The organism is Actinoplanes sp. NPDC049265 (assembly GCF_043197135.1).
Lineage (GTDB): Bacteria > Actinomycetota > Actinomycetes > Mycobacteriales > Micromonosporaceae > Actinoplanes.
Genome location: NZ_JBICSP010000028.1, coordinates 57701 through 83839, shown reverse-complemented (window position 1 = coordinate 83839; position 26139 = coordinate 57701). Strand labels below are relative to the sequence as shown.

Sequence of the window (26139 nt, the reverse complement as noted above, 5' to 3'; positions counted from 1 at the left end):
CAGTGTGGTGATCTTCCCTCACCCGGACCCCGGGGCGCTCCTACAGTTCGTCACATATCTCATGTGACACGGGTCACAAGAACGGCGCAAAACGGGAGTTCTCTCATGATCAGTGCCCATGTCACGCACCCTCGCCGAGCTCCGGCCGTACTCATGGCGGCCCTCCTGTTCCTCACCGCCGCATGCGGGGGTGGTTCGTCCGGCGGCGACACCACCGCGTCCGCCGGCGGCGGGCTCAAGGGCAAGACCATCGACTTCGTGGGGTACGGGAAAGACAACCCGTGGGGCGCCTACTTCAACGGCGTGTTCATCCCCAAGCTGGAAGCCCAGGGGGCCAAGGTCGTGGACCTCACCACCATGGACCCCGGCACCGCCGTGACCAACTTCAACCAGGCCATCTCCAACCGCCCCGACCTGATCGTGGCCGCCCTGCTGGACACCTCGTCGATGGTGGTGCCGATCAAGAAGGCCAAGCAGGCCCAGATCCCGGTGCTGGTCTACGACGGCCGGCCCGACCCGTCCGTCGACGGCGAGGTCATGCAGGTCCTCTCGGACAGCGAAGCGCTCGGCACGGCGGCGGCCCAGAACCTGGTCGAGGGGATGAAGGCACAGGGCCGGACGTCCGGCAGCATCATCGCGATCACCGGCACCAAGTCCGGGTTCGCCGCCCAGGACCGGATGAAGGGCTTCGACGCCGAACTGGCCAAGACGCCCGAGTTCAAGGTCGTCGACGTGCAGGACGGCAACTGGGATCCGACGCTCTCCGGCCGGATCGCCACCCAGCTGTTCGCCAAGTACGGCTGCGCCGGCATCCAGGGCGCCTACGGCATGGCCGACTACCAGGCCCTCCCGATCGTCGCCGCGGCCAAGCAGGCGGGCTGCGCGGTGGCCGGCAAGGACGGCGTCATCGTCACCGGCAGCAACTGCTTCAAGGTCGGCATCGACGCCATCAAGGCCGGCACCCTCTACGGAACCGCCACCGAGGACCCGGGCACGATCGCCGAACAGACTGCCGACTACGTCATCCGCTACTTCGGCAGCCAGAAGCCCCAGGCCAAAGAGCTGGTCAAGGAAGAGCGGGTGACCAAGGACAACGTCGACCAGTACGCGGAACAGTGCAGCAAAGCATGAGTACGGAAATGGTCCGGATCGACCGCCTGGCCAAGAGCTTCGGCCGTACCCGGGCCGTCCGCGACGCCTCGTTCAGCATCACCGCGGGCGAGATCCACGCGCTGTGCGGGCACAACGGCGCCGGCAAGAGCACCGTCGTCAAGATGCTGTCCGGGCAGGAGGCACCGGACGAGGGCGCGATCCTGATCGGCGGCGCGGTGGTCGACCTGCGGAGCCGGCAGGCCGCCCAGCGCACCGGGGTGGCCCTGGTCGACCAGGAGCTCAGCGTCGTACCCGCGCTCACGGTGGCCGACAACCTGATGCTCGGCGACCTGCGGGCGCACTGGATCAACCGGCGGCGCGCCTCCGGGCGCCGGCTGCGGACCCTGCTCGACCGCGTCGGCCTGACTCACGTCGGCCTCGATCAACCGCTCGGTGACCTGAGCATCGGCGAACGCCAGCTGATCGAGATCGCGCGGGCCCTCGGCCAGGACGCGCGGCTGGTCATCCTCGACGAGCCCACGGCCACGCTCAGCGACGTCGAGAGCGCCTACGTGTACGCCGCGGTCCGGGCCGTGGCCGCCGCCGGCTGCGCCGTCCTGTTCGTCTCGCACCGGCTCGGTGAGGTGCTCGACCTGTGCGACCGGGTCACAGTGATGCGCGACGGCGCCGTGGTGGCCACCACGCCGGTCGCCGACCTGACGCTCGACGCGCTGATCGTCCAGATGCTCGGGGAGGCACCGCACCGGTCGGCCGGCGGCCGCACCGGCGACGACGACGGCGCCACGGTCCTGGCCGTCCGCGGGCTGACGGTGCCCGGCCGGGTCAGCGACTTCGGCCTCGAACTGCGGGCGGGCCGGGTGTACGCCCTGGCCGGGCAACTCGGCTCCGGCGCCTCCGACGTGCTGCGAGCGATCGCCGGGCTGGTGCCCGCGGCCACCGCACGGCTCACCGTCGACGGAACAGCGGTCCGGCCCGGCCACCCGGCCGCCGCGATCCGGGCCGGCATCGCGTTCGTCTCCGGCGACCGCAAGTCCGAGGGCCTGTTCCTGGGCCAGCCGATCAGCTGGAACCTGCTGGCCACGCGCCTGCCGCGGGTCACCCGGTTCGGCGTGATCGACCCTCGGCGATGGTCGGCCGCGCTGGGCGTACTCGTCGAACTGTGCGGTCTCGACCGGAAGCGGTCCGGCCAGGCCGTGGGCTCGTTGAGCGGGGGCAACCAGCAGAAGGTGTTCGTCGGGCGCTGCCTCGGCCGGGACGACGTGCGGGTGCTGTTGCTCGACGATCCGACCCGCGGGGTCGACGTGGGCGGACGGGCGGCGATCCACGCCCTGCTCCGCGACGCCGCCGGGCGCGGCCTGGCCGTGCTGTTCAGCTCGACCGAGCTCGAGGAACTGCGCGACCTGGCCGACGTCGTGGTCACCATGCACAAGGGCGAGACGGTACGCCGCCACGAGGGCGACCTGGCCGAGACCGCCCTCCTACGGGAGATGACCCACGGCGCGGCCGGCGGCACGACCGCGACCCTGACGGAGGAACGACCATGAACAACCTTCTGTCCGCGCCGGCGCGTCCGGAGGCGGCGGCGTCCGAGCGGGGCCGGCGGCGGTCACGCGCCGACATCGTCATCGCCGTGGTCGTCGCCCTGCTCGTACTGGCCGCGACCGTCGTGGCCCTGTCCACCCACCGCTTCGTGACAGTGGCCAACGCCAAGGCGATCATCACGTCGGCCAGCCTGGTCGGCATCGCGGCGCTCGGGCTGACGCTGATCACGATCGGCGGGTCCGCGGTGTCGCTGGCCATCTCGCCCAGCGTCGCGGCGATCGCCATGATCTTCCTGTCGGCCCAGTCCACCGGGCTGATCCCGGCGCTGATCCTCGCCGTCGTGTGCGGGACCCTGATCACCGGCCTGCAGGGCGCCGTCGTCGGGTACGCCGCGGCCAACCCGGTGCTGCTGACCATCGCGACCAGCTTCGCCATCGCCGGCCTGGCCACCGGGATCAGCGGCGGCGAGACGGTCTCACCCACCGGCACCGGGTACGACCGGCTCAACGCGACACCGGGCGGCGTGGCGCTCAGCGTCTACGCGCTGGTCGCGCTGGCTGTGCTCCTGGAGTGGCTGCTGCGCCGGACGTCCTTCGGCCGCACGCTCTATCTGATCGGCGAGAACCGCCGGGCCGCCCGGGCCGCGGGCCTGCCGGTGGGGCGGGTGACCACGGTGGCCTGGCTCGGGGCGGGTGCCCTGTTCGCGGTGACGGCGGCGTTCATGGCCGCCTTCAACACCTCGGCCAACGTCAACCTGGGCGGCACACTGACCTTCGACGCCATCGCCGCGGTGCTGGCCGGCGGCACACCTATCTCGGGCGGTCGCGGCTCGGCCCTGCGCACCCTGGCCGGCGCCGTCCTGATCGCCGCGGTGTCGGACATCCTGCTGCTGCGCGGCTACTCCACCGGAGTTCAGATCATGGTCAAGGGACTCATCGTCCTGCTCGTCGTCGTCGGCGTACACCTGCGGGCCAAGGGGAGGGACGCGTGAAGCCGCGTTCGCTGCGCCGGCCCGAGGCGCTGCTGCCCCTGGCCTCGATCGGCATCACCGTCGTCGCGTTCGCGTTGATCCCGGCGTACACGGATGCCGTGATCGCCCCGTTCGACGTCTACAACACCTTGCAGATCTTCGCCCGCCTCGGCCTGCTCGCGCTCGCCCTGGGACTGACGATGATCGCGGGCGAGTTCGACCTGTCCGTGGTCGGGACCTACGCGCTCGGCGGGATGCTGACCGTGCAGGTCGGGCAGGAGCACTGGTATTACGGCCTGCTCGCCGCACTGGCCGCCGGGGCGGTCATCGGCCTGGTGCAGGGCGGGGTGATCGCGGGGTTCAAGCTGCCGTCGATGCCGGTCACCCTGGCCACGTACATCACGCTGCTCGGCCTGACCAGCGCGCTGTCCGGCGGGCTGACCAAGACGTACGCCAACGCCTCGGTGACGCTCTGGGTCGACCAGACCGTGCTCGGCTTCTTCTCCCCGCGCAGCCTGATCACCCTGGCGTTCTTCGTCGTGGCCGCGGTCGTGCTGTCCGGCACCCGCTGGGGTCGCGAGCTGCGGGCGATCGGCGGCGACCGGCGGGCCGGCCGGGTCGCCGGGGTCCCCGTCGACCGCCTCGTCGTCGGGACCTTCGTGGTCTCCGGCATGCTGTCCGCGCTCGGCGGTTCGCTGCTCAGTTTCAGTCTCGGATCGGCCAATCCCGACCCCGGCGTCCAGCCGCTGATCGTGGCGGCCGCGGCCGCCCTGCTCGGCGGGGTATCGCTGGCCGGCGGCCGGGGCAACCCGATCGGGCTGCTCGGCGGGATCATGGCGGTCGCGCTGCTGGCCGAGATCGTGACCGTCGCCGCCCTGCCGGTCTACGTCACCCAACTCTTCTTCGCCGGCCTGCTCGGGATCATCGTCGTCATCGACGCCCCCGACCTGCACCGGGCGCTGGCGCAGCAGCGGACCCGCCTGGTGCGGGAACAACCCCCAACCATGAAGAGGGAACTGTCGTGATGCGCGGTTTGATGCAGGATCGCCAGCTGACCATTCCGACGCTGCTGTCCCGGGCCGAGACCAACTTCGGGCACAAGCGGGTCATCACCGGCGGCGCCGGCGAGACGGTGGCCACGTGGCGCGAGGTCGCTCCGCGCGTACGCAAACTGGCACGCGCCCTGACCAGCCTGAACGTGCCGCCCGGGGCGTGCGTCGGCACGTTCGCCTGGAACAGCCAGCGGCACGTCGAGCTGTACATCGGGATCCCGAGCTCGGGCCGGATCCTGCACACCGTCAACCACCGGCTCCACCACGGCCAGATCAGCTTCATCGTCAACGACGCCGCCGACGACGTGCTGTTCATCGACCGGAGCATCCTGCCGGTGATCTGGCCGCTGGTCCCGTCGTTCCGGACCGTCCGGCACATCGTCGTCATGGACGACGGCGGCGACATGCCGCTGCCCGACGACCCGCGGATCCTCGACTACGAGGAGCTGCTGAGCGCGCAGGACGACGGGCCGTTCGAGAACACTGTCGACGACGAGAACGCGGCCGCGTCGCTGTGCTACACCTCGGGGACGACCGGCAACCCCAAGGGCGTCCTCTACAGTCACCGGTCCGTCGTCCTGCACAGCCTGCTCCTGCTCGGCGCCGACGTCTTCGCGCTCAGCGAACGGGACGTGGTCGCGCCGATCGTGCCCATGTTCCACGTCAACGCCTGGGGTCTTCCGTACGCCGCCATGCAGTGCGGCGCCGACCTGCTGCTCCCCGGCCCGATCAAGGACGCGGAGGAACTGGTCACCCTGCTGTCCCGGTACGGGGCGACGTTCAGCGCCGCCGTGGCCACGGTCTGGCGCGACCTGATCCCGGCCCTGCCCGGCCACGACCTCAGCCGCCTGCGCCACATCGCCTGCGGTGGCGGCGCCGTCGACGACGCGCTGTCCAGCACGTACGAGAAGATCGTGGGCATACCCCTGACCAACGCGTGGGGCATGACCGAGACCAGCCCGGTCGTCACCACCGCCCGCCTCGCGACCCACCACGACGGTCTCGACGCCGAGGAGCGCCGGCGGCTGATCGGGACTCCGGGGCCGGCGGTGCCGCTGACCGAGATCCGGGTCGTCTCCGACGACGGTGTCGAGCAGCCCCGCGACGGACGCTCCCCGGGGGAACTGCAGACGGCCGGGGCGACCATCGCGAGCGCGTACTTCGGCGCGGACAACGGCTCGGACTCCTTCACCGCGGACGGCTGGCTGCGCACCGGCGATGTGGCGACCATCGACCAATGGGGATATCTGCGCATTGTCGACCGTACGAAAGACCTGGTGAAATCCGGCGGCGAATGGATCTCCTCGGTCGCGCTCGAGAACGCCGTCATGTCCGACCCGAGGGTCAAGGAGGCGGCCGTGATCGGCGTCAGCGACCCGCGGTGGGGGGAACGCCCGATGGCCTGCGTCGTCCCCGCCGCCGGGGTTAACCTCACGGCGGACGACGTCCGGGAGCACCTGCGCGATCGCGTCGCGTCGTGGTGGATTCCCGAGCGCATCGAGTTGATGAACGAGATTCCGAAAACCGCCACCGGCAAATGGTCGAAACAGACGCTGCGCCGCCGATTCGCCGACTAGACCGTTCCCGCTTCCGCCTTTCGCTGAGGAGACATCATGCCCATCGAGCCCCGCCTGATCGTCACCGGCCACAGCCCCGAGGGGCATGCGATCTTCGTCGAGGACCGAGCGCCCGACCCGGTGTCCGTGCGGCTCCTGCCGGGATCCGACTTCTTTCTGCTGTGGGGAACCGCCGACGGAGTTCCCGAGGTCGGCGACAAGGACGCGGCGCCGGTTCTGCGGCCGTACTTCCCCGGTGTCGGCGGCAGCCGGGCCCTGTTCCTGCGGTGGGGCCCGCGCTCGTCGGAACCCGAGCCGGTGGCCGACCCGGCCGTGATCGAGAGCGAGGTCGCGGAGAAACTGCCCGGGCTGATGGACCCGTTCGAGGACGACGGCGACGGCATGCACACCACCGACACCATCGACTATGCGATCTGCCTCGAGGGTGAGCTCTGCCTCGAACTCGACGACGGTGTGGAGAAGACGCTGACCCCCGGCACCTGCGTGATCCAGCTCGGCACCCGGCACCGCTGGGAGAACAAGAGCGACCGGCCGGCCCTGATGTGTTACGTGCAGATCGGAGCCGTACGAGCCGGCTGACCGCAACCGCACGAGTCGCGGTGCACGAACGCCGGTTTCATGACCAGCCGCCGGGGCGGCAGAGCCGGGTCGGCCAGCCGGGACATGACCAACCGCAGGGCCTGCGCCCCCAGGGGCTGGGTGGGCTGGGCGATGACGGTCAACCGGGGATGGAACAGGTCGGCCCATTCGAAGTCGTCGAAGGCGACCAGGGCCAGGTCGTCCGGGACGCGGAGGCCCAGTTCCCGGACGGCGCGCATGGCCCCGATGGTCATCCGGTTGTTGCCGACGACCACGCCGGTGGGTGGCTCGGGCCGGGCCATCAGGGCGTGCAGGGCCTGCCGGGCCGGCTCGTCCTGCGAATCACCGGACCGGACGAGTTCCGGCGCGTACGGCAGGTTGCTCCGCTCGAGCCCGTCGCGGTAGCCGGCCAGGCGCTCGTCGGACGTGCTCAGCCCGGAGCGGCCGCCGATCATGGCGATGCGGCGGTGCCCGAGGCCGGCGAGGTGCGTGACCAGGTCGGCCGTCGGGCCGCGATTTTCCGAGCCGACCTGGTCGACCTCGTCGTCGATGAGCCGGTCGATGACCACGACGGGTACGCCACGCTTGCGGGCGTGCTGCAGAGCGGCGGCGGGGTCGGCCGACGGCGCCAGGATGATCGCCTCGACGTGCCGGCTCAGCAGGTCCGACACGGCCCGCAGCTCGCCGGCGACCTCGTCGTGGGTGTCGGTGAGCAGCAGGGAATAGCCGGCGGTGGCCGCGGCCTGCTCGATGCCGTGCACGACGTCACCGAAGTAGGTGTTGGAGATGGCCGACATCGCCAGGCCGATCGTCTGGGACCCGGCGGTCCGCTGGGAGCGGACCACCGCGTCGGGCACGTAGCCGGCCTCGGCGATGGCGGTCAGTACCGCCTGCTCGGTCTCCGGCCGTACCGGCCGGGTCTTGTTGATGACGTGCGAGACGGTGGTGATCGAGACACCGGCGCGCTCGGCGATGTGCGCCATCGACACCTGGCGGCGCCGACCCGTACCTGGCATGGCCTCACCGTATCCCAGCCGGCGGCGCGACCCGCGTCAGGCGTTCACGTCGGGCCGGGTCACGGCCGCACCGGCGGGGGTTCCTGCGCACCGGTCATGATCGCGACCGCGTCCGCCATCGAGAACTCGCGCGGGTCGATCACCGCGATCCGCCGGCCCAGCCGCTGGATGTGGATGCGGTCCGCGACCTCGAACACGTGCGGCATGTTGTGGCTGATCAGGATGACCGGCAGGCCGCGGTCGCGGACCTGGAGGATGAGCCGCAACACCCGGTTGCCCTCCTTGACGCCGAGCGCCGCGGTGGGCTCGTCGAGGATCACCACCCGGCTGCCGAAGGCCGCCGACCGCGCCACCGCGACGGCTTGGCGCTGACCGCCGGAGAGCGACTCGACCGCCTGGCCGATGTTCTGCAGGGTGGTGATGCCGAGGTCGCTCATGTGACGCCGGGCCTCGGCGCGCATGCGGCGTTTGTCGAGCATCCGGAACACGGTGCCGGCCAGCCCGGGCTTGCGCACCTCCCGGCCGAGGAAGAGGTTGTCGGCGATGTCGAGGCCGGGGGCGACCGCGAGGGTCTGGTGAACGGTCTCGATGCCGGCCGCGCGGGCGTCCATCGGCGTCCGGAACTGGACCGGCCGCCCGTCGAGCCGGATCTCACCGCTGTCCGGGACGACGGCGCCGGAGAGGGCCTGGATGAGGCTGGACTTGCCGGCGCCGTTGTCGCCGATCACGGCCAGGATCTCCCCCGGCCGGAGCTCGAGGTCGCTGCCGTCCAGGGCGACGACCCGGCCGTACCGCTTGGTAAGTCCACGGGCCTGCAGAACCGGTGTGGTCGTCATGCCTTCACCTTCCTGATCCACTGGTCGAGCGAGACCGCGACCAGCACCAGCAGCCCGATCGCGAAGCCCTGCCAGACCACCTCGACGCCGGCCAGCTGCAGGCCGTTGCGGAACACGCCGACGATCAGCGCACCGATCAGGGTGCCGAGCACACTCCCCCGGCCGCCGAACAGGCTGGCCCCGCCGAGCACCACGGCGGTGATGGAGTCGAGGTTGTAGTCGGTGCCGACGTTCGGGCTGGCCGAGGCCAGCCGTCCGACGAGGATCCAGCCGCCGACGGCATAGAGCAGACCGGCGACGGTGTACGCCGAGAAGAGCACCCGGGAAATGCGGATCCCGGCCAGCCGGGCCGCCTCGGCGTCGTCTCCGGCCGCGTAGACGTGCCGGCCCCAGGCCGTCGAGCGCAGCGCGTGGAAGACGAACGCGAACAGCACCAGCATGATGATCGAGCCGTAGGTCAGCCGGAAGGAGCCGATCGGGATCGCCGTGCCAGTCCAGGTCATCAGGGCCGGCAGGTCGGATCCGCGTACCGTCTCGCTGTTGCTGACCACCGCGTTCAGCGAGAAGAAGATGGTCAGGGTGCCGAGCGTGACGATGAACGGCGGGAGCTTGATCCGGGTGACCAGGAACCCGTTCACCGCCCCCATGAGCACGCCACTCAGCAGGCCGAGGGCCAGCGCGAGGAGACCCGGCAGGCCGGTCTTCAGTGCGATGCCGGCGCTCAGGATGGACGAGAACACGGCGATCGCGCCGGTGGACAGGTCGATGCCGGCGGTCAGGATGATCAGCGTCTGGCCGAGCGCCAGGACGGCGATGACCGTCACCTGGGCCACGACCAGGGACAGGTTGGCGGCGGAGAAGAAGCGCGGGTTGACGATCGAGAACGCGACGATCGCGACGACCAGCACGGCCAGCGGACCGAGCACGGGGTTGCCGTGCAGGACGTGCTGGATGCGGGCCCGGGTGGTGGTGGCCATGGCCGGTCAGCCCCAGCAGTTCTGCTTGCCCCAGGCGGAATCCTTGGATTCCACCCCGGTCTGCGGGTCGTCGGTGACCAGCTGGGCGCCGGTGTCCACGAAGTCCTTACCGTCGCCGGCCCGCGGTTTGGTGCCGTCCTGGGCGAACCGCGCGACGGCGTCGACGCCGAGTTCGGCCATCTTGAGCGGGAACTGCATCGAGGTGGCCCCGATGACCTTCTTGGTGACGTTGCCGACGCCCGGGCACCCGCCGTCGATGGACACGATGGTGACCTGCTTCTCCTTGCCGGCCGCCGACAGCGCCTGGTAGGCGCCGGCCGCGGCGGGCTCGTTGATGGTGTAGACGAGGTTGATCGACGGGTCCTTCTGCAGCAGGTTCTCCATCGCCGTACGGCCGCCGTCCTCGTTGCCGTTGGTGACGTCGTGTCCGGAGATCCGCGGATCGTGTTCGTCGCCGATCCGGTCCGGGTCGCCGACCGGGATGCCGAAGCCGTCCAGGAAGCCCTGATCCCGCTTGACGTCGACCGAGGTCTGGTTGGCGTTGTCGTCCAGCAGGGCGATCTTCGCCGGCTTGCCGTCCTTGGCGAACTTCGCCTTGGCCCACTGCCCGATGAGCTTTCCGGCCTGGTAGTTGTCGGTGGCGAAGGTGGCGTCGACCGCGCTGGGCGGGTCGGTCGGCGTGTCCAGGGCGATCACGAGCAGGCCCTGCTGCCGCGCCTTGTCGATGGTCGGGACGATCGCCTTGGAGTCGTTCGGTGTGATGAGGAAACCCTTGGCGCCGGCCGACATCAGGCTTTCGATCGCCTGGACCTGGGCCTCGTTGTCGCCGTCCTGCTTGCCGGCGAACGTCTGCAGGGTCACGCCGCGCGGGCCCGCCGCCTGCTGGGCGCCCTGCTTCATCTTGACGAAGAACGGGTTGGTGTCGGTCTTGGTGATCAGTCCGACCACCTGCCCGCCGTCGCCGGAGGATGCGGCGTCGTTGGCGCAGGCGGCGCTGAAGGCGGTCAGGGTGAGGATCGTTCCGATGGCGAGGGTGCGGCGTAAGCCGGGCATGTCGAGTCCTTTGCGGTCGGGGGTGGGTCAGAGGTTTCCGGGGTGCCGGAGGCGGACGACGAGGTCGGCGCCGGGGCGGCTGGCCCGGATCTGGGCGGCGTTGGCCTCGTCGCTGCCGGTGGCCCACGCCCACGCCTGGGCCGGGGTCTTGCCGGCGGTGATGTGCCGCTCGACCAGCCGGTGCGTCCGCAGGTCGCCGTCGACGTCGAGGTACCAGCACTCGTCCAGGGCGGCCCGTGCGGCGTCGAGGTCGGGGTGGGTCAGGAGCAGGTAGTTGCCCTCGACGACGATCACCCGGGCCGCGCGTGGCACCGGGATGGCGGCCGCCACGGCCTCCTCGATCTCGCGGAGGTAGGCCGGGGCGTACACCACCTCGTCCCGGTTGTGGCGGAGCCGTTCGACCAGCGCCCGGAATCCGGCCAGGTCGAACGTGTCCAGGGCACCCTTGTGCCCGGCGCGGCCGCGCTCGCGCAGGACGGAGTTGGCCAGGTGGAACCCGTCGAACGGCACGACGACGGCGCGGCCCGGCTCGGCCGTGTTGAGGATGCCGGCGATCTCGGCGGCCAGGGTGCTCTTGCCCGAACCGGGCGGTCCGGCGATTCCGACCATGGTGCGGTGCCCGGGCCGGTCGAGCCGGGCGGCGAGTTCGGCCGCCGTGCCGGCGCCGGTCTGCTGCTGGGTTGTCATCCGATCTCCTTCTGACCGGCTGATTATGGGAAGCCCGCAACGGTTTGCGCAATGCTTTGCGGCGATCTTGCCGCAACATTCTCGAAACCCGGCCGGTGCGACCGAAGTCCCGGTCGGGCGGACCGGCGGGGACCGAACTGCTCGGTCACCTGCCCGTGTACGGCGTCTTCCGCACCCTGCCGGCCTACTGCTCCAACCCCCGGACCGCCGGCCTCGTCCAATGGCTGCCCGACCCCAGACGTCGCGTCCGGGGTGAGCCCCACCGGACGGTCACGCCCGCGGTCTGAGCACTGTCGGGCCGCGCCCTGACTCGTCCGCCGGAAAACGGGTACAGCGGAGGCGAAGAAGGGAGAGATCGATGAGTGATCGCCGAGTCGCCGTGGTCACCGGCGGCACCGCCGGGATCGGCCGCGCCACGGTACGGGAACTGGCCGCGCACGGGTGGGACGTCGCGGTGCTGGCCCGCGGGGAGGCCGGCCTGGACGCCGCCGTCCACGACGTCGAAACGGCCGGGGGCCGTGGCCTGGGCATCCCCACCGACGTCGCCGACCTGGACCAGGTACGCGCGGCGGCCGACCGGACCGAGAAGGAACTGGGCCCGATCGACCTGTGGGTGAACAACGCGTTCAGCGGCAACCTGAGGTACTTCTGGGACACGCCACCCGACGAATACCGGCGGATCACCGAGGTCACCTACTTCGGGCAGGTGCACGGGACGATGGTGGCGCTGGAACGGATGCGGCCCCGCGACCGGGGCGTGATCGTCCAGGTCGGCTCCGCGCTCGCCTTCCGCGGCATACCCCTGCAGTCGGCGTACTGCGGGGCCAAACACGCGGTCAAGGGCTTCACCGAGTCGGTGATCACCGAGCTGAAGCACAGCGGAAGCGCCGTCCGCGTCTGCATGGTGCAACTGCCGGGCGTCAACACCGTCCAGTTCGACTGGAACGCCGACCAGTTCGACCAGCACCCGCAGCCGGTGGCCCCGATCTTCCAGCCCGAGCTGCCCGCACGGGCCGTCCGGTTCCTGGCCGACCACCCGCGCCGCACCATGTGGGTCGGCTACTCGACCGCCTACACCATTCTCGGCAACCGGGTCGCACCGTGGTTCCTCGACTGGTACCTGGCCCGCACCGGCGTTCAGGGCCAGCTCAGCGACGACGGCGGCCCCCGCCACGGATCCAACGTGAACACCGCCAAGGACGACACCGCCGACCGCGGCGCCCACGGCATGTTCGACGACAAGGCCAAGAGCCACGACCTCTGGTCCTGGGCGTCGATGCACCGCACGGCGGTGGCCGCCACGATCGGCGCGGCCGCGGCCGGCCTGCTGATCCGCCGCGCTCGGCGGCGCTGACCGGGCGCTCCATACCAACGGGGCGCGTCACCGAGGACGGGCCCGATCCCTTGCGACCTCGGGGCGCGCGCGGGTTGAGCCGCCGGCCCCGAGGCGCCCGGTTCAGTGGCCGGTGGCCCGCACGGCCAGAGCCGCGAGCTGGACCAGCAGGTCGGGCAGGTTCAGGGAGCCCAGCGCGATCCCGGCCAGCAGCCAACGCCGGCGACCCGGCAGGGTGATCGTGACGTTGATCCGCACGTCGCGTTGCTCTTCCACCGTCAGCATCCCCGGCCCTCGCGCACCTCCGTCGCCGCGTTCGTCTTCCGCTGTCAGCATCCCCGGCCCTCGCGCACCTCCGTCGCCGCGTTCGTCTTCCGCTGTCAGCATCCCCGGCCCTCGCGTGCCTCCGTCGGGGCGACGCCGAACGCCTGCCGGAAGTCCCGGGCGAACTGGTCGGGCCGGCGGTAGCCGCAGGCCGCCGCGATCTCCCGGATCGGCCGGGCGCCGAGCGCGGGATCGACCAGTCGCCGGCGGCTCTCCTCCAGGCGCATCCGCTTCACCACCTGCATCGGGGTCGAGCCGGTGCCCTGATGGAGTTCGTGCAGGTAGCGCGGCGAGATGGCGGCGGCCCGGGCGATGCCGACCGGGTCCAAGCCGGGGTCGTGCAGCCGGGCCTGGATGACGTCGCGGATCCGGGCCAGGTGCAGCGCCCGCCGGGTGTGGGACGTCATGCCGTGCGGCAGCCCGAGCCAGGCACGGATCAGCCCGCGGACCCCTTCGGCGAGCACATCGGCACAGTCGGCCACAGCGGAATCGGACCGTCCGCCGAGGAGCCCGGCCATCTCGTTGCGCCCGGGCAGGCGGCGCGGCATGAGAGTGCCGAGCCGGGGGCCCAGGGCGCACTCGTCGACCGCGAGCACGGCCCGCGCGAAGGTCAGCGTCATCACCCGGAGGCGGCTCGGGCCGGCGGGATGGCAGGCTCGCCACGGGCGGGAAAGGTCGAACAGGCCGATGTCCCCGGGACCGATCCTGATCCGGCTGTCCATCTGTTCCAGGTGGACCTCCCCGGCGACGCCCAGGACCAGGCGGTAGCGTTCCGGCCCGCCCGCCCGGAGCAGCCGCTCGGTCCGCCGGGTGACCACCGCGCCGTCGGCCGCCCAGGTCAGTTCCTCCAGGTCGAGGTCGCCGACCCGTCCGACGGCCATCCGGGCCGACAGACGGCCGGGCGCCCGGCCGTACACCTCGACCGGGGCCAGCTCGCAGGCGGCGCCCGCACGGTAGTAGTCGTACCGGTCCAGCTGCGGGACCGTCGTCGTGTCGTACAGCAAGCGCATGGGCCAATTCTGGGGTGACGGAGGCGGCACCGGGTTGACTGTGCGCGCACAACCGGAGGGCGGCGGCCAGCGCCGCGGATGAAGATGGTGCTGAACCGCGCGGCCGAGATGCCGGCGATCAGCAGGCCGCTGGTCCACCGAACGCCGGCCGGCACCCGGTCGCCGGCCAGCGCGGGAAGGACGAGGTGGTCGGTGGCCCAGCCGATGGCCGACGCGCCGGCCACCATGGTGGCGCCGTTGACCAGTCCGCTGACGATGGCGACAGCGGCGGGCCCGGGGTGGGCGCGGGCCCCGGCCAGCTGTGCGCGGAGAGCGGCGAACGGACCGCCCCTGGTCTCAGGCGGCATCGGCGACCGGCGCGACCCGCCCGGGGATGGCGTCGATGAGCTCCCGCGTGTGCTCGCTGCGGGGCGCGCCGAAGACCTCGGCCACCGGCCCCTCCTCGACCACCCGTCCCCCGCTCATCACCGAGACCGTGTGCGCGACGTCGGCGACCACGGCCAGGTCGTGCGAGACGAACAGGTACGACAGTCCCAGCGCCTGCTGCAGGTCGGTCAGCAGCCGCAGGATCTGGTCCTGCACCAGCACGTCCAGCGCCGAGACGGGCTCGTCGAGCATCAGCAGGTCGGGCCGCAGCGCGAGGGCCCGGGCGATGGCCACCCGCTGGCGCTGGCCGCCGGACAGCTCGGTCGGCAACCGGTCCAGGCAGGACGACGGCAGCGCCACCTGGTCGAGCAGTTCCCTGGCCCGGGCCGTGCGGCTGCGGCGGTCGCCGATCCGGAACGACACCAGCGGCTCGGTGATCGACTGGCCGATGGTGAACTTCGGGTCGAGCGTCGCGAACGGATCCTGGTGCACCAGCTGGGCGGTGCGCCGCAGCGGGCGCAGCTGCTGCCACGACCGGCCGACGATCTCGGTGCCGCCGAGCCGGACCGATCCGCGGGTCGCGGTCTCCAGCCCGAGCGCGATGCGCAGGGTGGTCGTCTTGCCGCAGCCCGATTCACCGACCAGAGCATGGGTACGCCCGCGCGGCACGCTCAGGCTGACGTCGTCGAGCGCCGTGAAGCCGCGCCCGAACGTCTTGCCGACACCGGTCAGGGTGAGAACCGGATCCTCCGCGGCCGACGAGCGTACGTCGAACCGCGGCACCAGCCGCCCACCGTGGGCGAGCCGTGGCGCCGCCCCGATCAACTGCCGCGTGTAGCGCTGCCGCGGCGCGGTCAGGATCGCGGCCGGTGCCCCCTCCTCGATCTTGCGGCCGTGGTGCATGACCAGCACCCGGTCGGCCCGATCGGCCGCCACGGCCAGGTCGTGGGTGATGATCAGCAGTGCGATGCCCTGATCGCGGACCAGGCCGCCGAGATGGTCGAGGATCCGCTTCTGCACTGTCACGTCGAGCGCGCTGGTCGGCTCGTCGGCGATGATCAGCTTGGGCCGGCCGGCCAGCGCGGTGGCGATCAGGGCCCGCTGACGCAGCCCGCCCGAGAGCTCGTGCGGGTATTGCCGGGCCCGCGACTCCGGGTCGGGCACGCCCGCCTGGCCGAGGTACTCCAGCACCTCCGCGCGTACCGCCGGGCCTCTGATCCCTCGCAGTCTGATCGCCTCGCCGATCTGCGCGCCCACCCGCTTGGTCGGGTTGAGCCCGACCATCGGGTCCTGCGGGATGAAGCCGACCACCGAGCCGCGCAGCCCCCGCAGCGTGCGTTCCGAGGCGCCGGCCGTCTCGATGCCGTCGACCCGGACCGAGCCCGCGGTGATCCGGCCGTTGGCCGGGAGCAGGCCGATCACGGCGTTGGCGGTGGTGGTCTTGCCCGAGCCGGACTCCCCCACGATGGCCACCACCTCGCCGGCCGCCACGGTCAGGTCGAGACCGGTCACGGCCGGGCGTACGGTGCGGTGCCGGAGATAGCCGACGTCGAGGCCGGTGATGTCGACGAGCGTCATCGGGTCAGCTCCTGCAGGGTCTTGGAGATGTGGTTGAGGCTGAGTACGAGCACGGCCACGAACAGGCCGGGCAGCAGGCTCAGCCACCACGAGGTGACCAGGTAGTTGCGGCCGTCGGCGATGAGCGTGCCCCACTCGGCGGCCGGTGGCGCGGCGCCGAAGCCGAGGAAGCTCAGCGACGCGATCGCGATGATGGCCACGCCCGCGTCGAGTACGGCCAGGACCGCGACCGGGCCCCACGAGTTGGGCAGGATGTGCCGCAGCAGCACCCGGCCCCAGGAGGCGCCGCCCGCGCGCGCCGCCTCGACGTACGGCAGCGTCTTGACCCTCAGAACCTCGGCCCGGGTGGTACGCGCGAAGCCGGGAACGATGGCCACCCCGACCGCCACCGCGACCGGCACCGTGCCGTAGCCGAGCGCGGTCACGATGGACAGCGCCAGGAGCAGGCCCGGGATGGCCAGCAGCACGTCGACGCAGCGCATCAGGAACGCGTCGACCAGGCCGCCGAAGAAGCCGGCGACGATGCCCAGCCCGAGCCCGGCCACCAGCGCGATGCCGAGCGCGGTCAGGGTGGCCTTGATGGTCAGGGCCGAGCCGTGCAGCACCCGGCTCCACAGGTCGCGGCCGAGGATGTCGGTGCCGAAGAGGTGCCCGGCCCCCGGGGCCTGGGCGGCCGCCTCGGGGTGCGTGTCGTACGGCCCGGCCGACGCGAACAGCTCCGGCCAGAACGCCGAGACCAGCACGAACAGCACCCAGAGGACGGCGATCAGGAACAGCGGCTTGCGGGCCAGCTGCCGCAGGGTGGCGAAGCGGCCGTCGGGCTCGTCCGGTGGCACCGGCGCGTCGACCTCCGCGTCAAGCTCGGCGAGCAGCGTCATACCGCCACCACCTTCGGTTCGGCCGGCCCGCGGGTGTGCGAGATGCGCGGGTCGAGCAGCGGGTAGAGCAGGTCGACGATCAGGTTGACGACCACGAACACGGCCGCCGCGATGGTCACCACGGCCAGCACGACCGGCACGTCCTGGGACAGCACGGCCTCCTGGGCGAGCTTGCCGACGCCCTCCCGGGTGAACACCGTCTCGACGACGATCGCGCTGGTCACGGTCAGGCCGACGATGACGCCGAGGATGGTCATGGCGGGCAGGGCGGCGTTGCTGAAGGCGTGCCGCAGGTGCACGGCCGAGCGGGACAGGCCCTTGGCCCGGGCGGTCACCACGTACGGCTGCCGCAGTGTCTCGTCGAAGCTCTTGATCAGCACCTGGGCCAGCACTGACGAGGCCAGCACGGCGATGGTGAGTACGGGCATGACCAGCGACGCGACGCCCTCGGTGCCGGTGGCCGGGAACCAGCCGAGCTGGAACGAGAAGAGCTGGATCAGGAACAGGGCCACGAAGAACTGCGGGAACGAGGCGCCCAGCGCGGGCAGTCGAGTCAGCACCACCCGGATCGGGTTCCAGCGGACGAAGGTGGCCAGGTAGGCCAGCGTGAAGCCGGCCACCAGCGCGACCACCGCGGCGCAGGCGCTGAGCAGCAGTGTCGGCCCGATCCGCTGACCGATCAGGTCGGTGACCGGCACGCCCTGGCTCAGCGAGACGCCGAAGTCGCCGTGCACCGCGCCGATCAGGTGGTTCCAGTACTGCGCGAGGATCGACTGGTCGAGGCCGAACTCGTGCCGCAGGCCGGCCAGCTGGTCGGGGGTCAGGCTGTCCGGCTGGACGCCGGCCGCGGCCAGTTGCAGCTCCAGCGGGTCGCTGGGCAGCAGGTAGAGGATCGCGAAGGTGAGGGTGAAGGCGGCCCACAGCACCACGACCGCCTGCACCACGCGACCCATGAGGTAGCGGGTCATGTCGTCAGCTGTCCTTCCAGACGTCGTTGAGCTTCAGGAAGCTTTCCGACGTGTACGCGAACCCGTGCACCTTCTTGCCGATGCCGGCCTTCTGCACCCGCTCGAACAGCGGGATCGTGACGCCCTGGTCGACCAGGTAGTCCTGCAGCTCGGCATAGGCGGGGGCCGGCTCGCTGGACTCGATCGCCTTCGCGAACAACGCCTTCACCTCGGTCACGGTGGCCGGCGGGGCGGCCCGGTTGGCCAGGCCCTTGGAGTTGGCGACGTCCGGGTTGAGGATGAACTGCAGCGCGCCGGGGTCGGCCCGGGTGAAGTAGGTCGACGTCAGGTCGTAGTCGCCGTCCTTGGTGTAGGTGGCCTGCTGGGCCGGGGTCAGCGGCCGCAGCACGAGGTTGATGCCGGCCTTCTTGAGCTGGGCCTGCAGCAACTCACCGCCGGGGACGGCCGAGGTGACCGGGTAGTCGATCTTCAGCTCGGCGCCGTTCTTGAAGCGGATGCCGCCCGCCCCCACGGTCCAGCCGGCCGCGTCCAGGATCTGTTGCGCGCCGGCCAGGTCGTACGCCAGCTTCTCGGTCTGGGCCTGGAAATACGGCGTGGTCGAGTCGAACGGGCCCTGCACCACCGGGTAGTTCGCCCCGAAGATCGTGGTCGCGAACGTCTTGCGGTCGATCGCCTTGGAGAAGGCCTTGCGCACCTCCGGATCGGCCAGCGGCCGTCCGGCCTCGGTGTTGGAGAAGAGGGTGTACGCGACGCCGGGCAGCGGCCGCTCCTGGATGGTGCTGCCGGACTTCTTGATCAGCTGCTCGTCCTGCGGGCTGAACGGGTTGCGGGGCCAGGCGATGTCGGTGGCGCCGCTGACCAGGTTGCCGGTCCGGACGCTGTCCTCGGCCACGTAGTTGAAGACGACCTTGTCCAGCTTGGCCTCACCGCGGTTCTCGGACAGCTCCGAGCCCCACTGGTAGCCGGCCCGCTTGGTCAGCACCGTCTCGACCTTGGCCGTGTAGTGGTCGAGCTGGAACAGCCCGGAGCCGACCACGCCCTTGCCGGTGCACCGCTCGGCCGGCGTGAGCTGGAACTCGGCCGGGTCGGTGATGGCCAGGTTGGTGGTCGAGGTGGCCTGCAGGAACGACGAGTTGGGCTTGCTGAGCCGGAACGCGACGGTCTTCGGGTCGATGGCCTGGGCGCCGGTCAGGCCCTGGACGTACGACGAGCCGAAGGCGGCGCCGTTGGTGGCCTTGACCGTGGCGATCCAGCCGGCCGCGTTGTCGGCGACCGCCTGCGCGTCCAGCTTCTTGCCGTTGGCGAAGGTAACGCCGTCGCGGAGCTTGAACGTGTAGGTCCGGCCGTCCTTGCTGACCGTCCAGCTCTCGGCCAGCCAGGGCACGATCTTGCCGGTCGCCGGGTCCTGGTCGGTCAGCGAGTCGGCGAAGTTGCGGATGATCGACCGGCTCTCGATCCAGTACACCTGGAACGGGTCGACGCACGAGAACGTGGGGTTGTCCGGCCAGAACGAGACCTTGAGCGTCCCGCCCGTCCTCGGCGGCCCGCTCCCGTCCGAGGCGCTGCTTTCGCCGCCGCCGCAGGCGGTCAGCGCCAGCAGTCCGGCTAACGAAACCGCGGCGGCGGAGCGGCGGCGAATGGTGTTCATGCGTCGTCCTCTTTCTCAGGTGGTGAGTTCGCTGGTGGTAGCCCCGGGCGCTGTCGGCGGCTCGGATGCCGCGCTGGGCTACCACTGGGGGGTCAGACGGCGAGCGTGCGGCGGCCGGCGGCGATCAGGGCGGTGTCCTCCTGGGGCGGGTGCACCCGGATGCAGAGGGCGTCACGGAGATGACGTTCGAGCGGGTTGTGGCGGGACAGGCCGGGGTTGCCGAGCACGGCCACCGCGGTCTGGGTGGCGGCGATGACGCTGCGGGCGATGGCCGCCTTGACCAGCGAGAGGTCGGGTTTCTCGCCGGCTTCGAGCCGCAGCAGCGCGCCGTGCAGCAGGGTCTCGGCCTGGGTGATCTGCAGATCGATCTCACCGGCGGCGGTCTGGATCCGCTCGGTGGTCGCGATCGGACGGCCCAGGGCCGACGGCACGCGGGTACGGGCGAACTCGGCGAACGCCGCGCGGGCGGCCCGGGCCACGCCGATGTAGAGCGCCGGGTGCCCGAAGCTGCCCGGCCCGGCGGCCGCGGCCGGGTCCCGGTAGACGCCGTCCGGGCCGCGCGGGATCTCGACGAACGCGTCGGCCGGCACCTCGACGCCGTCGTAGACCACGTCGTGCGTGTTGGAGGCGCGCAGGCCGAGGTGATCCCAGGTGTCGATCCAGGTGATGCCCTTCCTGTCCCCCGGCACGATGACGTGGCCGACCTGTTCCCCGTCGTCGGTCACGGCCCACACGACGTGGTAGGCCAGGCCGGCGCCGCCCGTCGCGTACGCCTTGCGGCCGTCGAGAATCCAGCCCTCTCGCGTACGCGTGATGGTGGTTCTGGGCAGCCCGCCGCGCGCCGGGGCACCCAGCTCGGGTTCCGCCCGGATCGCGTTGGCCAGCGCCGGACCGGTCTCCGAGCGGCGCAACAGGTCCTCGTAATAGGCGGCCGGCCAGGTCGGCCGGTCGGCCTGGGCGGCATGGGTGTTGAGCAGGTTGGCGGCGAGCAGGCCGACCGAGGCGTCACCCTCGCCGATGGCGGTCAGGATCCGGGCCGCCTGCCGCGGACGCACCGCCGGGCCGCCGTAGCGTGTGCCGACGGTGGCGGTGAGCAGGCCGGCCTCGTGCGCCGCCTCGACGCCCTTCCACGGGAACTCTCCGGTGCGGTCGTACTCGGCCGCGGTCGCCGCGATCTGGCCGGTCACGTCGGCCAGCGCCGCGTCGGAGAGGTCGGGGCTCTTCACCTCGGGCCGGCCGTGGCGTACTCGCGGTACTCGGACCCGTAGTTGCCGACGTGCTCGGCCTGCAGGGGGCCACGCTGCCCGGTGGCCTTGCGATGGGCCAGCTCCTGCCGGACCAGGGGCAGGATGTGCCGGCCGTAGTCGACGGCGTCGGCCAGGGTGTCGTACCCCCGGATCGACACCAGCGAGGCGCCCTGGTCGACGTAGTCGAGGATCGCCGCGGCGACCGTCTCGGGCGAGCCGACCAGGGCGGTCGACGCGCCGGCGGCGTTGGTGACCGCGGCCGTACGCGTCCAGAGCGCCCGGTCGTAGAGCTCGGACGCCTCGGCGAAGGCCAGCGCCCGCTGCGACCCCTTGTTCTGCGGTGTGCCGGTGCGGTGCACCTGGGCCCGGTAGGCCGACTTCTCGAACGTGGCGGCGATCTTCGCGACGTAGTCGTGCGCCTTGGCCCAGGCCAGCTCGTCGGTCCGGGCGACGATCGGGCGGAAGGTGACCCAGATGCGGGGCAGCGTGGTGCGGCCGGCGGCGCGGGCGATCGCGTGCACCCGGTCGATCTCGCCGCGCAGGTCGGCCAGGGGCTCGCCCCAGAAGCTGAAGATGTCGGCCTTGGCCCCGCCGACCGCGAAGGCCTCGTCGGACTGGCCGCCGATGGAGATCGGGATCGGGCTGTCGTACGGCGCGAAGCCCGGACCGAAGCCCTCGAACCGGTAGAACTCGCCCGCGTGGCCGAACGGCGCCGGCTCGGTCCACGCGCGGCGCAGGATGTCGATGTACTCGCTGGTGCGGGCGTACCGCCGGTCCTTGGGCAGGAAGTCGCCCTGCCGGGCCTGTTCGGCGTCGCTGCCGCCGGAGATCAGGTGGACCACCGCGCGGCCCTCGGTCAGCTGGTCGAGGGTGGCCAGCTTCTGGGCGCCGACGGTTGGGAACGTGGTGTTCGGCCGGAGCGCGACGATCGGCCGGATCCGCTCGGTCAGGGTGCCGACGGCGGCCGCGGTGACGAACGAGTCGGCGCTGGACGAGCCGTACGGCAGCAGTGTGTAGTCGTAGCCGCCCTCCTCCAGCGCGGCCACGTACCGTCGGAAGTAGTCCAGGTCGATGCCGCGGGCCGGGATCGGCTCGAGCTCGGTCGACGGGTTCAGATGGGTCAGGCTGATGAACTCGACCTCGGTCGAGGCGGTCGGCGGAATGGTCGGGTCGAAGGCAGTCATGCGGTCAGTCCTTCCCTACAACTCCTACGTAGTCAATAGGGATTGGCGGGAAACGTCCAACGACGATTTCCCATCGCTGCGATCACGTTTGCTTCTCGATCTTTGATAAGCGGGCGCGTTCGCACCGATCGGGGATCGGAGTTGGACGCCGCGACGGGACCGCCCGCATGCTGACCGGCATGACGAACGCCTTTGACGAGCCCGAGGGAATCCACCCACGCGGCACCGTGGTGGTGGCCGCCGGGCGGGGCGAGACCATCGACGCCTACCAGCGGTTCGGCCGGCGCATCGCGAGCGACGGGTACCGCGTACGTCTCCTCCCGGACGTCACCACCGACCCTGCCGCGAGCTTCACCGAGGCCGAGAAGCTGCTGGTGGACGACGGTTCGCCGGCGCCCCGAGTGCTGGTCGGGGCGGACACCGGCGCACTCTTCGCGCTCACCCTGGCCGCCCGCTCGACCCCCGGCCTCGACGGTCTCGTGCTGGCCGGCCTGCCGGTCGCCCGGCCCACCGGCATCAGCCTGCTCGACTGGGACGCCGAGCTCGAGGCGCGCACCGGCTGCCCGGCCCACCGGGGCGTGCTGTCCCGGGGCGCGGTCACGCCCGGCGCGCTGACGTCGGCCCAAATTCCTACTGAGTTCATCGGTACGATAGGTGACGTGAACCTACCCACCCTGGGCCTGCACGGCGACGCCGATCTGGTCAGCCCGCTCGACCAGGCCCAGCCGGCGTACCCCGGCGCACTGACCGTGATCACCGGCGGCCGGCACGACGTGCTGAACGATCTCAGCCACCGCACCGTGGCCGCGACGGTCGTCGTCTTCCTCGAACGGCTGCGGCTCGGCGCCGACGCCCCCGCTGTCGCCCGGACCGTGCGATGACCCGCTACGTGATCGTCGGCGCCGGCGCGGTGGGCGCCTCCATCGCCGCCGAGCTGCACCGGGCCGGCCTCGACACGCTGCTGGTGGCCCGGGGCGCCCAGCTGGCCGCGCTGCGCTCGAACGGGCTCACCTACCTGCGACCGGACGGCGGACACCGGCTCCGGGTGCCGGTCGCCGACGGCCCCGGTGAGGTTGAGCTGACCGAGGACGACGTCCTCCTGCTCACCACCAAGACCCAGGACACCGCGGTGGCGGTCGCCGAGTGGGCGTGGCGGCCGGTCAAGCGCACCGACGGTCGCACCGGGGTCGCGGCGGCCGACCTGCCCGTCGTCACCTTCCAGAACGGGCTGGACAACGAGCGGGTCGCGCTGCGGGCCTTCACCCGGGTGTACGGCGGGGTGGTCTGGATCCCCGCCACCTATGTGACACCGGGCGAGGTGGCCAACCACGCCGACCCGGTGCCGGCCGTGCTGTGGCTCGGCCGCCATCCGACCGGCACCGGCGCGGACGCCGAGCGGATCGCCGCCGACCTGCGCCGCGGCGGATTCACCGCGCACGTCGTGCCCGACATCACCGCGCACAAGGCAGCCAAGCTGATCGGCAACCTGGTCAACGGGCTGGACGCGCTCTACCGGCCCAGCGACCTGCGCGCGGCGGCCCTGGAACTGCTCCGCGACGAGGCGCGCCGGGTGTTCGCGGCGGCCGGGATCGTGCCGGCGGCCCGCGAGTCGGCCGGGTTCACCGTGGCCGACATTCCCGGGCGAGAGCGCCTGGGCAGCTCGACGTGGCAGAGCCTGGCCCGCGGCGGCGGCACCGAGATCGACTACCTGAACGGCGAGATCGTCCTGCTGGGGCGCCTGCACGGCGTACCCGTCCCGGCCAACGCCGCCCTCCAGGCCCGCGTCCACCGGGCCTTCGCCGCCGGCACCACCCCTGGCACCCTCGACGACGCCGACCTGGCCGCCACCCTGGACGATCTGCTCCCGGCCACGCCCCGCCGCCCCGTTCTGATCAGCGCGGACGAGCTCTACCAGCGGTCGGCCGGACCGGAGGCGCCGGTCGTGCTCGACGTCCGCTGGGCGCTCGGCGATCCGCACGGCGCCGACCACTACCGCGCCGGGCACCTGCCCGGGGCGCTGTACGTCGACCTCGACACCGAACTGGCCGGGCCGCACGCCCCGGGCGGGGGCCGCCACCCGCTGCCCTCGGTCGCGCGACTGCAGGCCAACGCCCGCAAGTGGGGCATCACCCGCCACCGGGGCGTCGTCGTCTACGACGACAGCGGCGGCCTCGCCGCGGCCCGCGCGTGGTGGTTGCTGCGCTGGGCCGGAGTTCCCGACGTACGTATCCTCGACGGCGGCCTCGGCGCCTGGCGCGCGGCCGGGCACAGCGAGGTGACCGGCGCGGCCCGCCCCCGGCCGGCCAGCGGCATCGTCCTCGACGGCGGCCACCTGCCCACACTGACCGCCGACGAGGCCGCCGCCCTGCCTGCGACCGGCACCCTGCTCGACGCCCGCGCCGCCGAGCGCTACCGCGGCGAGGCCGAGCCGGTCGACCCCCGGGCCGGGCACATCCCCGGCGCGATCAGCGCCCCGACCACCGAGAACCTCCGCGACGGCCGGTTCCGCACCGAGGCCGAGCTGCGCGACCGGTTCGCCGGGCTGACCGGCCCGGTCGGCGTCTACTGCGGCTCGGGCGTGACCGCCGCCCACGAGATCGCCGCGCTGGCCGTGGCCAGCGTCGACGCCGCCCTCTACCCCGGCTCCTGGTCGGCCTGGTCAGCCGATCCGGCCCGCCCGGTCGCTACGGGCCCGGACCCCTCATGACCGCGCCGGGCGCCTTCGTGAGCGCGCCGCGCGCCTTCGTCACCGCGCCGCGCGCCATTGTCACCGCGCCGCGCGCCTTCGTCACCGCGCCGGGCGCCTTCGTGGCCGTCGGGGCGGGCCGGCCGCGCCCGGCCGGGATCGGCTCCGGCCGGGAGCTTTCATGACCGTCACGTCGGGGTGGCTGAGGTCGGCCGGGGTGGAGTGGAGCACCGATCCCGAGGTGCTGGCCGGGCGGCGGCTCGACCGGTCCGGGTTCGAGCCGGCCGGCGGGCCCGTGGCGGTCGCGTTCCCGCGCAGCGCCGACGAGGTGCAGACGGTGCTGCGGGACGCGGAGTCCTCGCGTACCCCCGTGGTCCCGCGCGGCGCCGGAACCGCCATGACCGGAGCGACCACCGCCGGGGCCGGCACAGTGGTGCTGGACCTGTCGCGGATGAACCGCATCCACGCGATCCGCCCGGACGACGGCGTGGCCGAGGTCGAACCCGGGGTGATAACCGCCGACCTGGACCGGGCCGCCGCCGCGCACGGCCTGCGCTACGCACCCGACCCGGCCAGCCTGGAGATCTCCACGATCGGCGGCAACATCGCCACCAACGCGGGCGGGCTGCGTTGCGCCAAGTACGGCGTGACCCGTGACTCGGTGCTGGGCCTGGACGTGGTGCTGGCCGGCGGGCGGCGGATCACCACCGGCCGGGGCACCCTCAAGGGCGTCGCCGGGTACGACCTGACCGGCCTCTTCGTCGGCTCGGAGGGAACCCTCGGCGTGGTCGTCGGGGCCACCCTGCGGCTGCGGACGCTGCCCGACCCGACCGCGACCATCGCCGCGTCCTATCTGGACATCGCCGACGCCGCGGCCGCCTCGGTGGCATTGACCGCCGCCCGGGTCCAACCGGTCCTGGCCGAACTGCTGGACGCGGCCACCCTGGCCGCGATCGGCTTTCCGGGCGGTGGCGGCGCGCTGCTGATCGTGCAGACCGACGGCGGCCCCGAGGAGGCGGAACGGGCGACCGAGGTCCTCGGCCGCACCGCGACGACCCTGCGCGCGACCACCGACCCGGCCGAGGCCGCCGCGCTGCTGGCCGCCCGCCGCGAGGCGCTGCCCGCGCTCGAACGCCTGGGCCGGCCGCTGATCGAGGACATCGCGGTGCCGCGCTCCCGGATGGCCGACGCGGTCCGCCTGATCCAGGACATCGCCCGCCGTCACGACGTCCGGATCTGCACTGTCGCCCACGCCGGCGACGGCAACGTGCACCCCCTGATCGTCGCGGGCGCGTACGGCGAACCGATTCCCGCCGCGGCGATCCGCGCCGCCGACGAGATCTTCGAGCTGGCGCTCCACCTCGGCGGCACGGTCACCGGCGAACACGGGATCGGCACGCTCAAACGGGACTGGCTGGCCCGTGAGCTGGGCGAGCAGAACCACGACCTGCAGCTACGGATCAAGGCTCTGTTCGATCCCCACAACATCCTGAACCCCGGCAAAGCCCTATGAGG

General features: G+C 72.0%; 25 protein-coding genes and 1 pseudogene. 13 read left to right on the top strand and 13 right to left on the bottom strand.

Annotated features, from left to right (window positions below):
• The first annotated feature begins 105 nt into the window (after positions 1-105).
• The 6 genes from ACGFIO_RS40400 to ACGFIO_RS40375 are packed head-to-tail and all read left to right on the top strand — an operon-like array spanning position 106 to position 6833.
• Entirely contained in the window at positions 106-1131 is a 1026-nt protein-coding gene (locus tag ACGFIO_RS40400) for a sugar ABC transporter substrate-binding protein (RefSeq protein ID WP_392835584.1), read from the top strand.
• A complete protein-coding gene (locus ACGFIO_RS40395; protein ID WP_392835581.1) occupies positions 1128-2657 on the top strand; it encodes a sugar ABC transporter ATP-binding protein in 1530 nt (509 codons plus the stop codon). Before ACGFIO_RS40400 ends, ACGFIO_RS40395 begins: the two co-directional genes overlap by 4 nt.
• Positions 2654-3646, top strand: a complete 993-nt coding sequence (locus tag ACGFIO_RS40390; protein ID WP_392835580.1) for an ABC transporter permease — start codon at positions 2654-2656, stop codon at positions 3644-3646. Before ACGFIO_RS40395 ends, ACGFIO_RS40390 begins: the two co-directional genes overlap by 4 nt.
• The gene (locus tag ACGFIO_RS40385) at positions 3643-4650 is read left to right on the top strand and encodes an ABC transporter permease (protein WP_392835578.1); all 1008 of its coding nucleotides are present in this window, start codon (positions 3643-3645) and stop codon (positions 4648-4650) included. Before ACGFIO_RS40390 ends, ACGFIO_RS40385 begins: the two co-directional genes overlap by 4 nt.
• Complete coding sequence (locus ACGFIO_RS40380) at positions 4650-6254, top strand: long-chain fatty acid--CoA ligase (RefSeq protein ID WP_392835653.1); 1605 nt, start codon at positions 4650-4652, stop codon at positions 6252-6254. Before ACGFIO_RS40385 ends, ACGFIO_RS40380 begins: the two co-directional genes overlap by 1 nt.
• A 36-nt stretch (positions 6255-6290) precedes the next feature.
• The gene (locus ACGFIO_RS40375) at positions 6291-6833 is read left to right on the top strand and encodes a cupin domain-containing protein (protein WP_392835575.1); all 543 of its coding nucleotides are present in this window, start codon (positions 6291-6293) and stop codon (positions 6831-6833) included.
• On the opposite strand, the gene ACGFIO_RS40370 is transcribed toward ACGFIO_RS40375, so the two are convergent.
• The 5 genes from ACGFIO_RS40370 to ACGFIO_RS40350 are packed head-to-tail and all read right to left on the bottom strand — an operon-like array spanning position 6800 to position 11402.
• Positions 6800-7849 carry a LacI family DNA-binding transcriptional regulator gene (locus ACGFIO_RS40370; RefSeq protein ID WP_392835572.1) on the bottom strand — a complete coding sequence of 350 codons (1050 nt, stop codon included), beginning with the start codon at positions 7847-7849 and terminating at the stop codon, positions 6800-6802. The two genes, ACGFIO_RS40375 and ACGFIO_RS40370, sit on opposite strands and share 34 nt — an antisense overlap.
• A gap of 59 nt (positions 7850-7908) precedes the next feature.
• Complete coding sequence (locus tag ACGFIO_RS40365) at positions 7909-8685, bottom strand: ATP-binding cassette domain-containing protein (RefSeq protein WP_392835571.1); 777 nt, start codon at positions 8683-8685, stop codon at positions 7909-7911.
• Positions 8682-9662: an ABC transporter permease gene (locus ACGFIO_RS40360; RefSeq protein ID WP_392835568.1), complete on the bottom strand. Its 981-nt coding sequence runs from the start codon at positions 9660-9662 to the stop codon at positions 8682-8684. Before ACGFIO_RS40360 ends, ACGFIO_RS40365 begins: the two co-directional genes overlap by 4 nt.
• A gap of 6 nt (positions 9663-9668) precedes the next feature.
• The gene (locus ACGFIO_RS40355; protein WP_392835566.1) at positions 9669-10715 is read right to left on the bottom strand and encodes a sugar ABC transporter substrate-binding protein; all 1047 of its coding nucleotides are present in this window, start codon (positions 10713-10715) and stop codon (positions 9669-9671) included.
• A gap of 27 nt (positions 10716-10742) precedes the next feature.
• Positions 10743-11402, bottom strand: a complete 660-nt coding sequence (locus ACGFIO_RS40350) for a nucleoside/nucleotide kinase family protein (protein ID WP_392835564.1) — start codon at positions 11400-11402, stop codon at positions 10743-10745.
• Positions 11403-11497: 95 nt separating this feature from the next.
• Between ACGFIO_RS40350 and ACGFIO_RS40345 the strand changes: the two genes are divergently transcribed.
• The gene (locus ACGFIO_RS40345) at positions 11498-11689 is read left to right on the top strand and encodes a hypothetical protein (RefSeq protein ID WP_392835562.1); all 192 of its coding nucleotides are present in this window, start codon (positions 11498-11500) and stop codon (positions 11687-11689) included.
• A gap of 71 nt (positions 11690-11760) precedes the next feature.
• Positions 11761-12756 carry an SDR family oxidoreductase gene (locus ACGFIO_RS40340; protein ID WP_392835559.1) on the top strand — a complete coding sequence of 332 codons (996 nt, stop codon included), beginning with the start codon at positions 11761-11763 and terminating at the stop codon, positions 12754-12756.
• A 102-nt stretch (positions 12757-12858) separates the two neighbouring features.
• Here the strand turns inward: ACGFIO_RS40340 and ACGFIO_RS40335 are convergent, their stop codons facing one another.
• From ACGFIO_RS40335 to ACGFIO_RS40300, 8 genes are all read right to left on the bottom strand, one after another.
• Entirely contained in the window at positions 12859-13020 is a 162-nt protein-coding gene (locus tag ACGFIO_RS40335; RefSeq protein ID WP_392835557.1) for a hypothetical protein, read from the bottom strand.
• A 95-nt stretch (positions 13021-13115) separates the two neighbouring features.
• Complete coding sequence (locus tag ACGFIO_RS40330; RefSeq protein ID WP_392835555.1) at positions 13116-14069, bottom strand: AraC family transcriptional regulator; 954 nt, start codon at positions 14067-14069, stop codon at positions 13116-13118.
• A gap of 336 nt (positions 14070-14405) precedes the next feature.
• Entirely contained in the window at positions 14406-16013 is a 1608-nt protein-coding gene (locus ACGFIO_RS40325; RefSeq protein WP_392835553.1) for a dipeptide ABC transporter ATP-binding protein, read from the bottom strand.
• Positions 16010-16891 (bottom strand): ABC transporter permease, encoded by an 882-nt coding sequence (locus tag ACGFIO_RS40320; protein WP_392835550.1) that lies wholly within the window; start codon positions 16889-16891, stop codon positions 16010-16012. Before ACGFIO_RS40320 ends, ACGFIO_RS40325 begins: the two co-directional genes overlap by 4 nt.
• On the bottom strand, positions 16888-17859 hold the full coding sequence (locus ACGFIO_RS40315) for an ABC transporter permease (protein ID WP_392835548.1): 972 nt from the start codon (positions 17857-17859) through the stop codon (positions 16888-16890). Before ACGFIO_RS40315 ends, ACGFIO_RS40320 begins: the two co-directional genes overlap by 4 nt.
• A gap of 4 nt (positions 17860-17863) precedes the next feature.
• Positions 17864-19507, bottom strand: coding sequence for an ABC transporter substrate-binding protein (locus ACGFIO_RS40310; RefSeq protein ID WP_392835546.1), 1644 nt, complete (start codon positions 19505-19507; stop codon positions 17864-17866).
• A gap of 92 nt (positions 19508-19599) precedes the next feature.
• Positions 19600-20733, bottom strand: a complete 1134-nt coding sequence (locus tag ACGFIO_RS40305) for an acyl-CoA dehydrogenase family protein (RefSeq protein ID WP_392835543.1) — start codon at positions 20731-20733, stop codon at positions 19600-19602.
• On the bottom strand, positions 20730-21938 hold the full coding sequence (locus tag ACGFIO_RS40300; RefSeq protein WP_392835540.1) for an LLM class flavin-dependent oxidoreductase: 1209 nt from the start codon (positions 21936-21938) through the stop codon (positions 20730-20732). The genes ACGFIO_RS40305 and ACGFIO_RS40300 overlap by 4 nt, the downstream gene beginning before the upstream one ends.
• Positions 21939-22117: 179 nt before the next feature.
• Here ACGFIO_RS40300 and ACGFIO_RS40295 point away from each other — a divergent pair, with 179 nt between their 5' ends.
• The 5 genes and pseudogenes from ACGFIO_RS40295 to ACGFIO_RS40275 all read left to right on the top strand — a co-directional run bounded on the left by ACGFIO_RS40295 (position 22118) and on the right by ACGFIO_RS40275 (position 26137).
• On the top strand, positions 22118-22819 hold the full coding sequence (locus ACGFIO_RS40295; RefSeq protein ID WP_392835538.1) for an alpha/beta hydrolase: 702 nt from the start codon (positions 22118-22120) through the stop codon (positions 22817-22819).
• A pseudogene (locus ACGFIO_RS40290) lies at positions 22816-23715 on the top strand (ketopantoate reductase family protein); the annotation flags it as partial. The gene ACGFIO_RS40295 and the pseudogene ACGFIO_RS40290, both read left to right, overlap by 4 nt.
• 81 nt (positions 23716-23796) lie before the next feature.
• Positions 23797-24645, top strand: coding sequence for a sulfurtransferase (locus ACGFIO_RS40285; protein WP_392835650.1), 849 nt, complete (start codon positions 23797-23799; stop codon positions 24643-24645).
• On the top strand, positions 24642-24809 hold the full coding sequence (locus tag ACGFIO_RS40280; protein WP_392835536.1) for a hypothetical protein: 168 nt from the start codon (positions 24642-24644) through the stop codon (positions 24807-24809). The genes ACGFIO_RS40285 and ACGFIO_RS40280 overlap by 4 nt, the downstream gene beginning before the upstream one ends.
• Entirely contained in the window at positions 24806-26137 is a 1332-nt protein-coding gene (locus ACGFIO_RS40275) for an FAD-binding oxidoreductase (protein WP_392835533.1), read from the top strand. The genes ACGFIO_RS40280 and ACGFIO_RS40275 overlap by 4 nt, the downstream gene beginning before the upstream one ends.
• Positions 26138-26139: the final 2 nt, after the last annotated feature.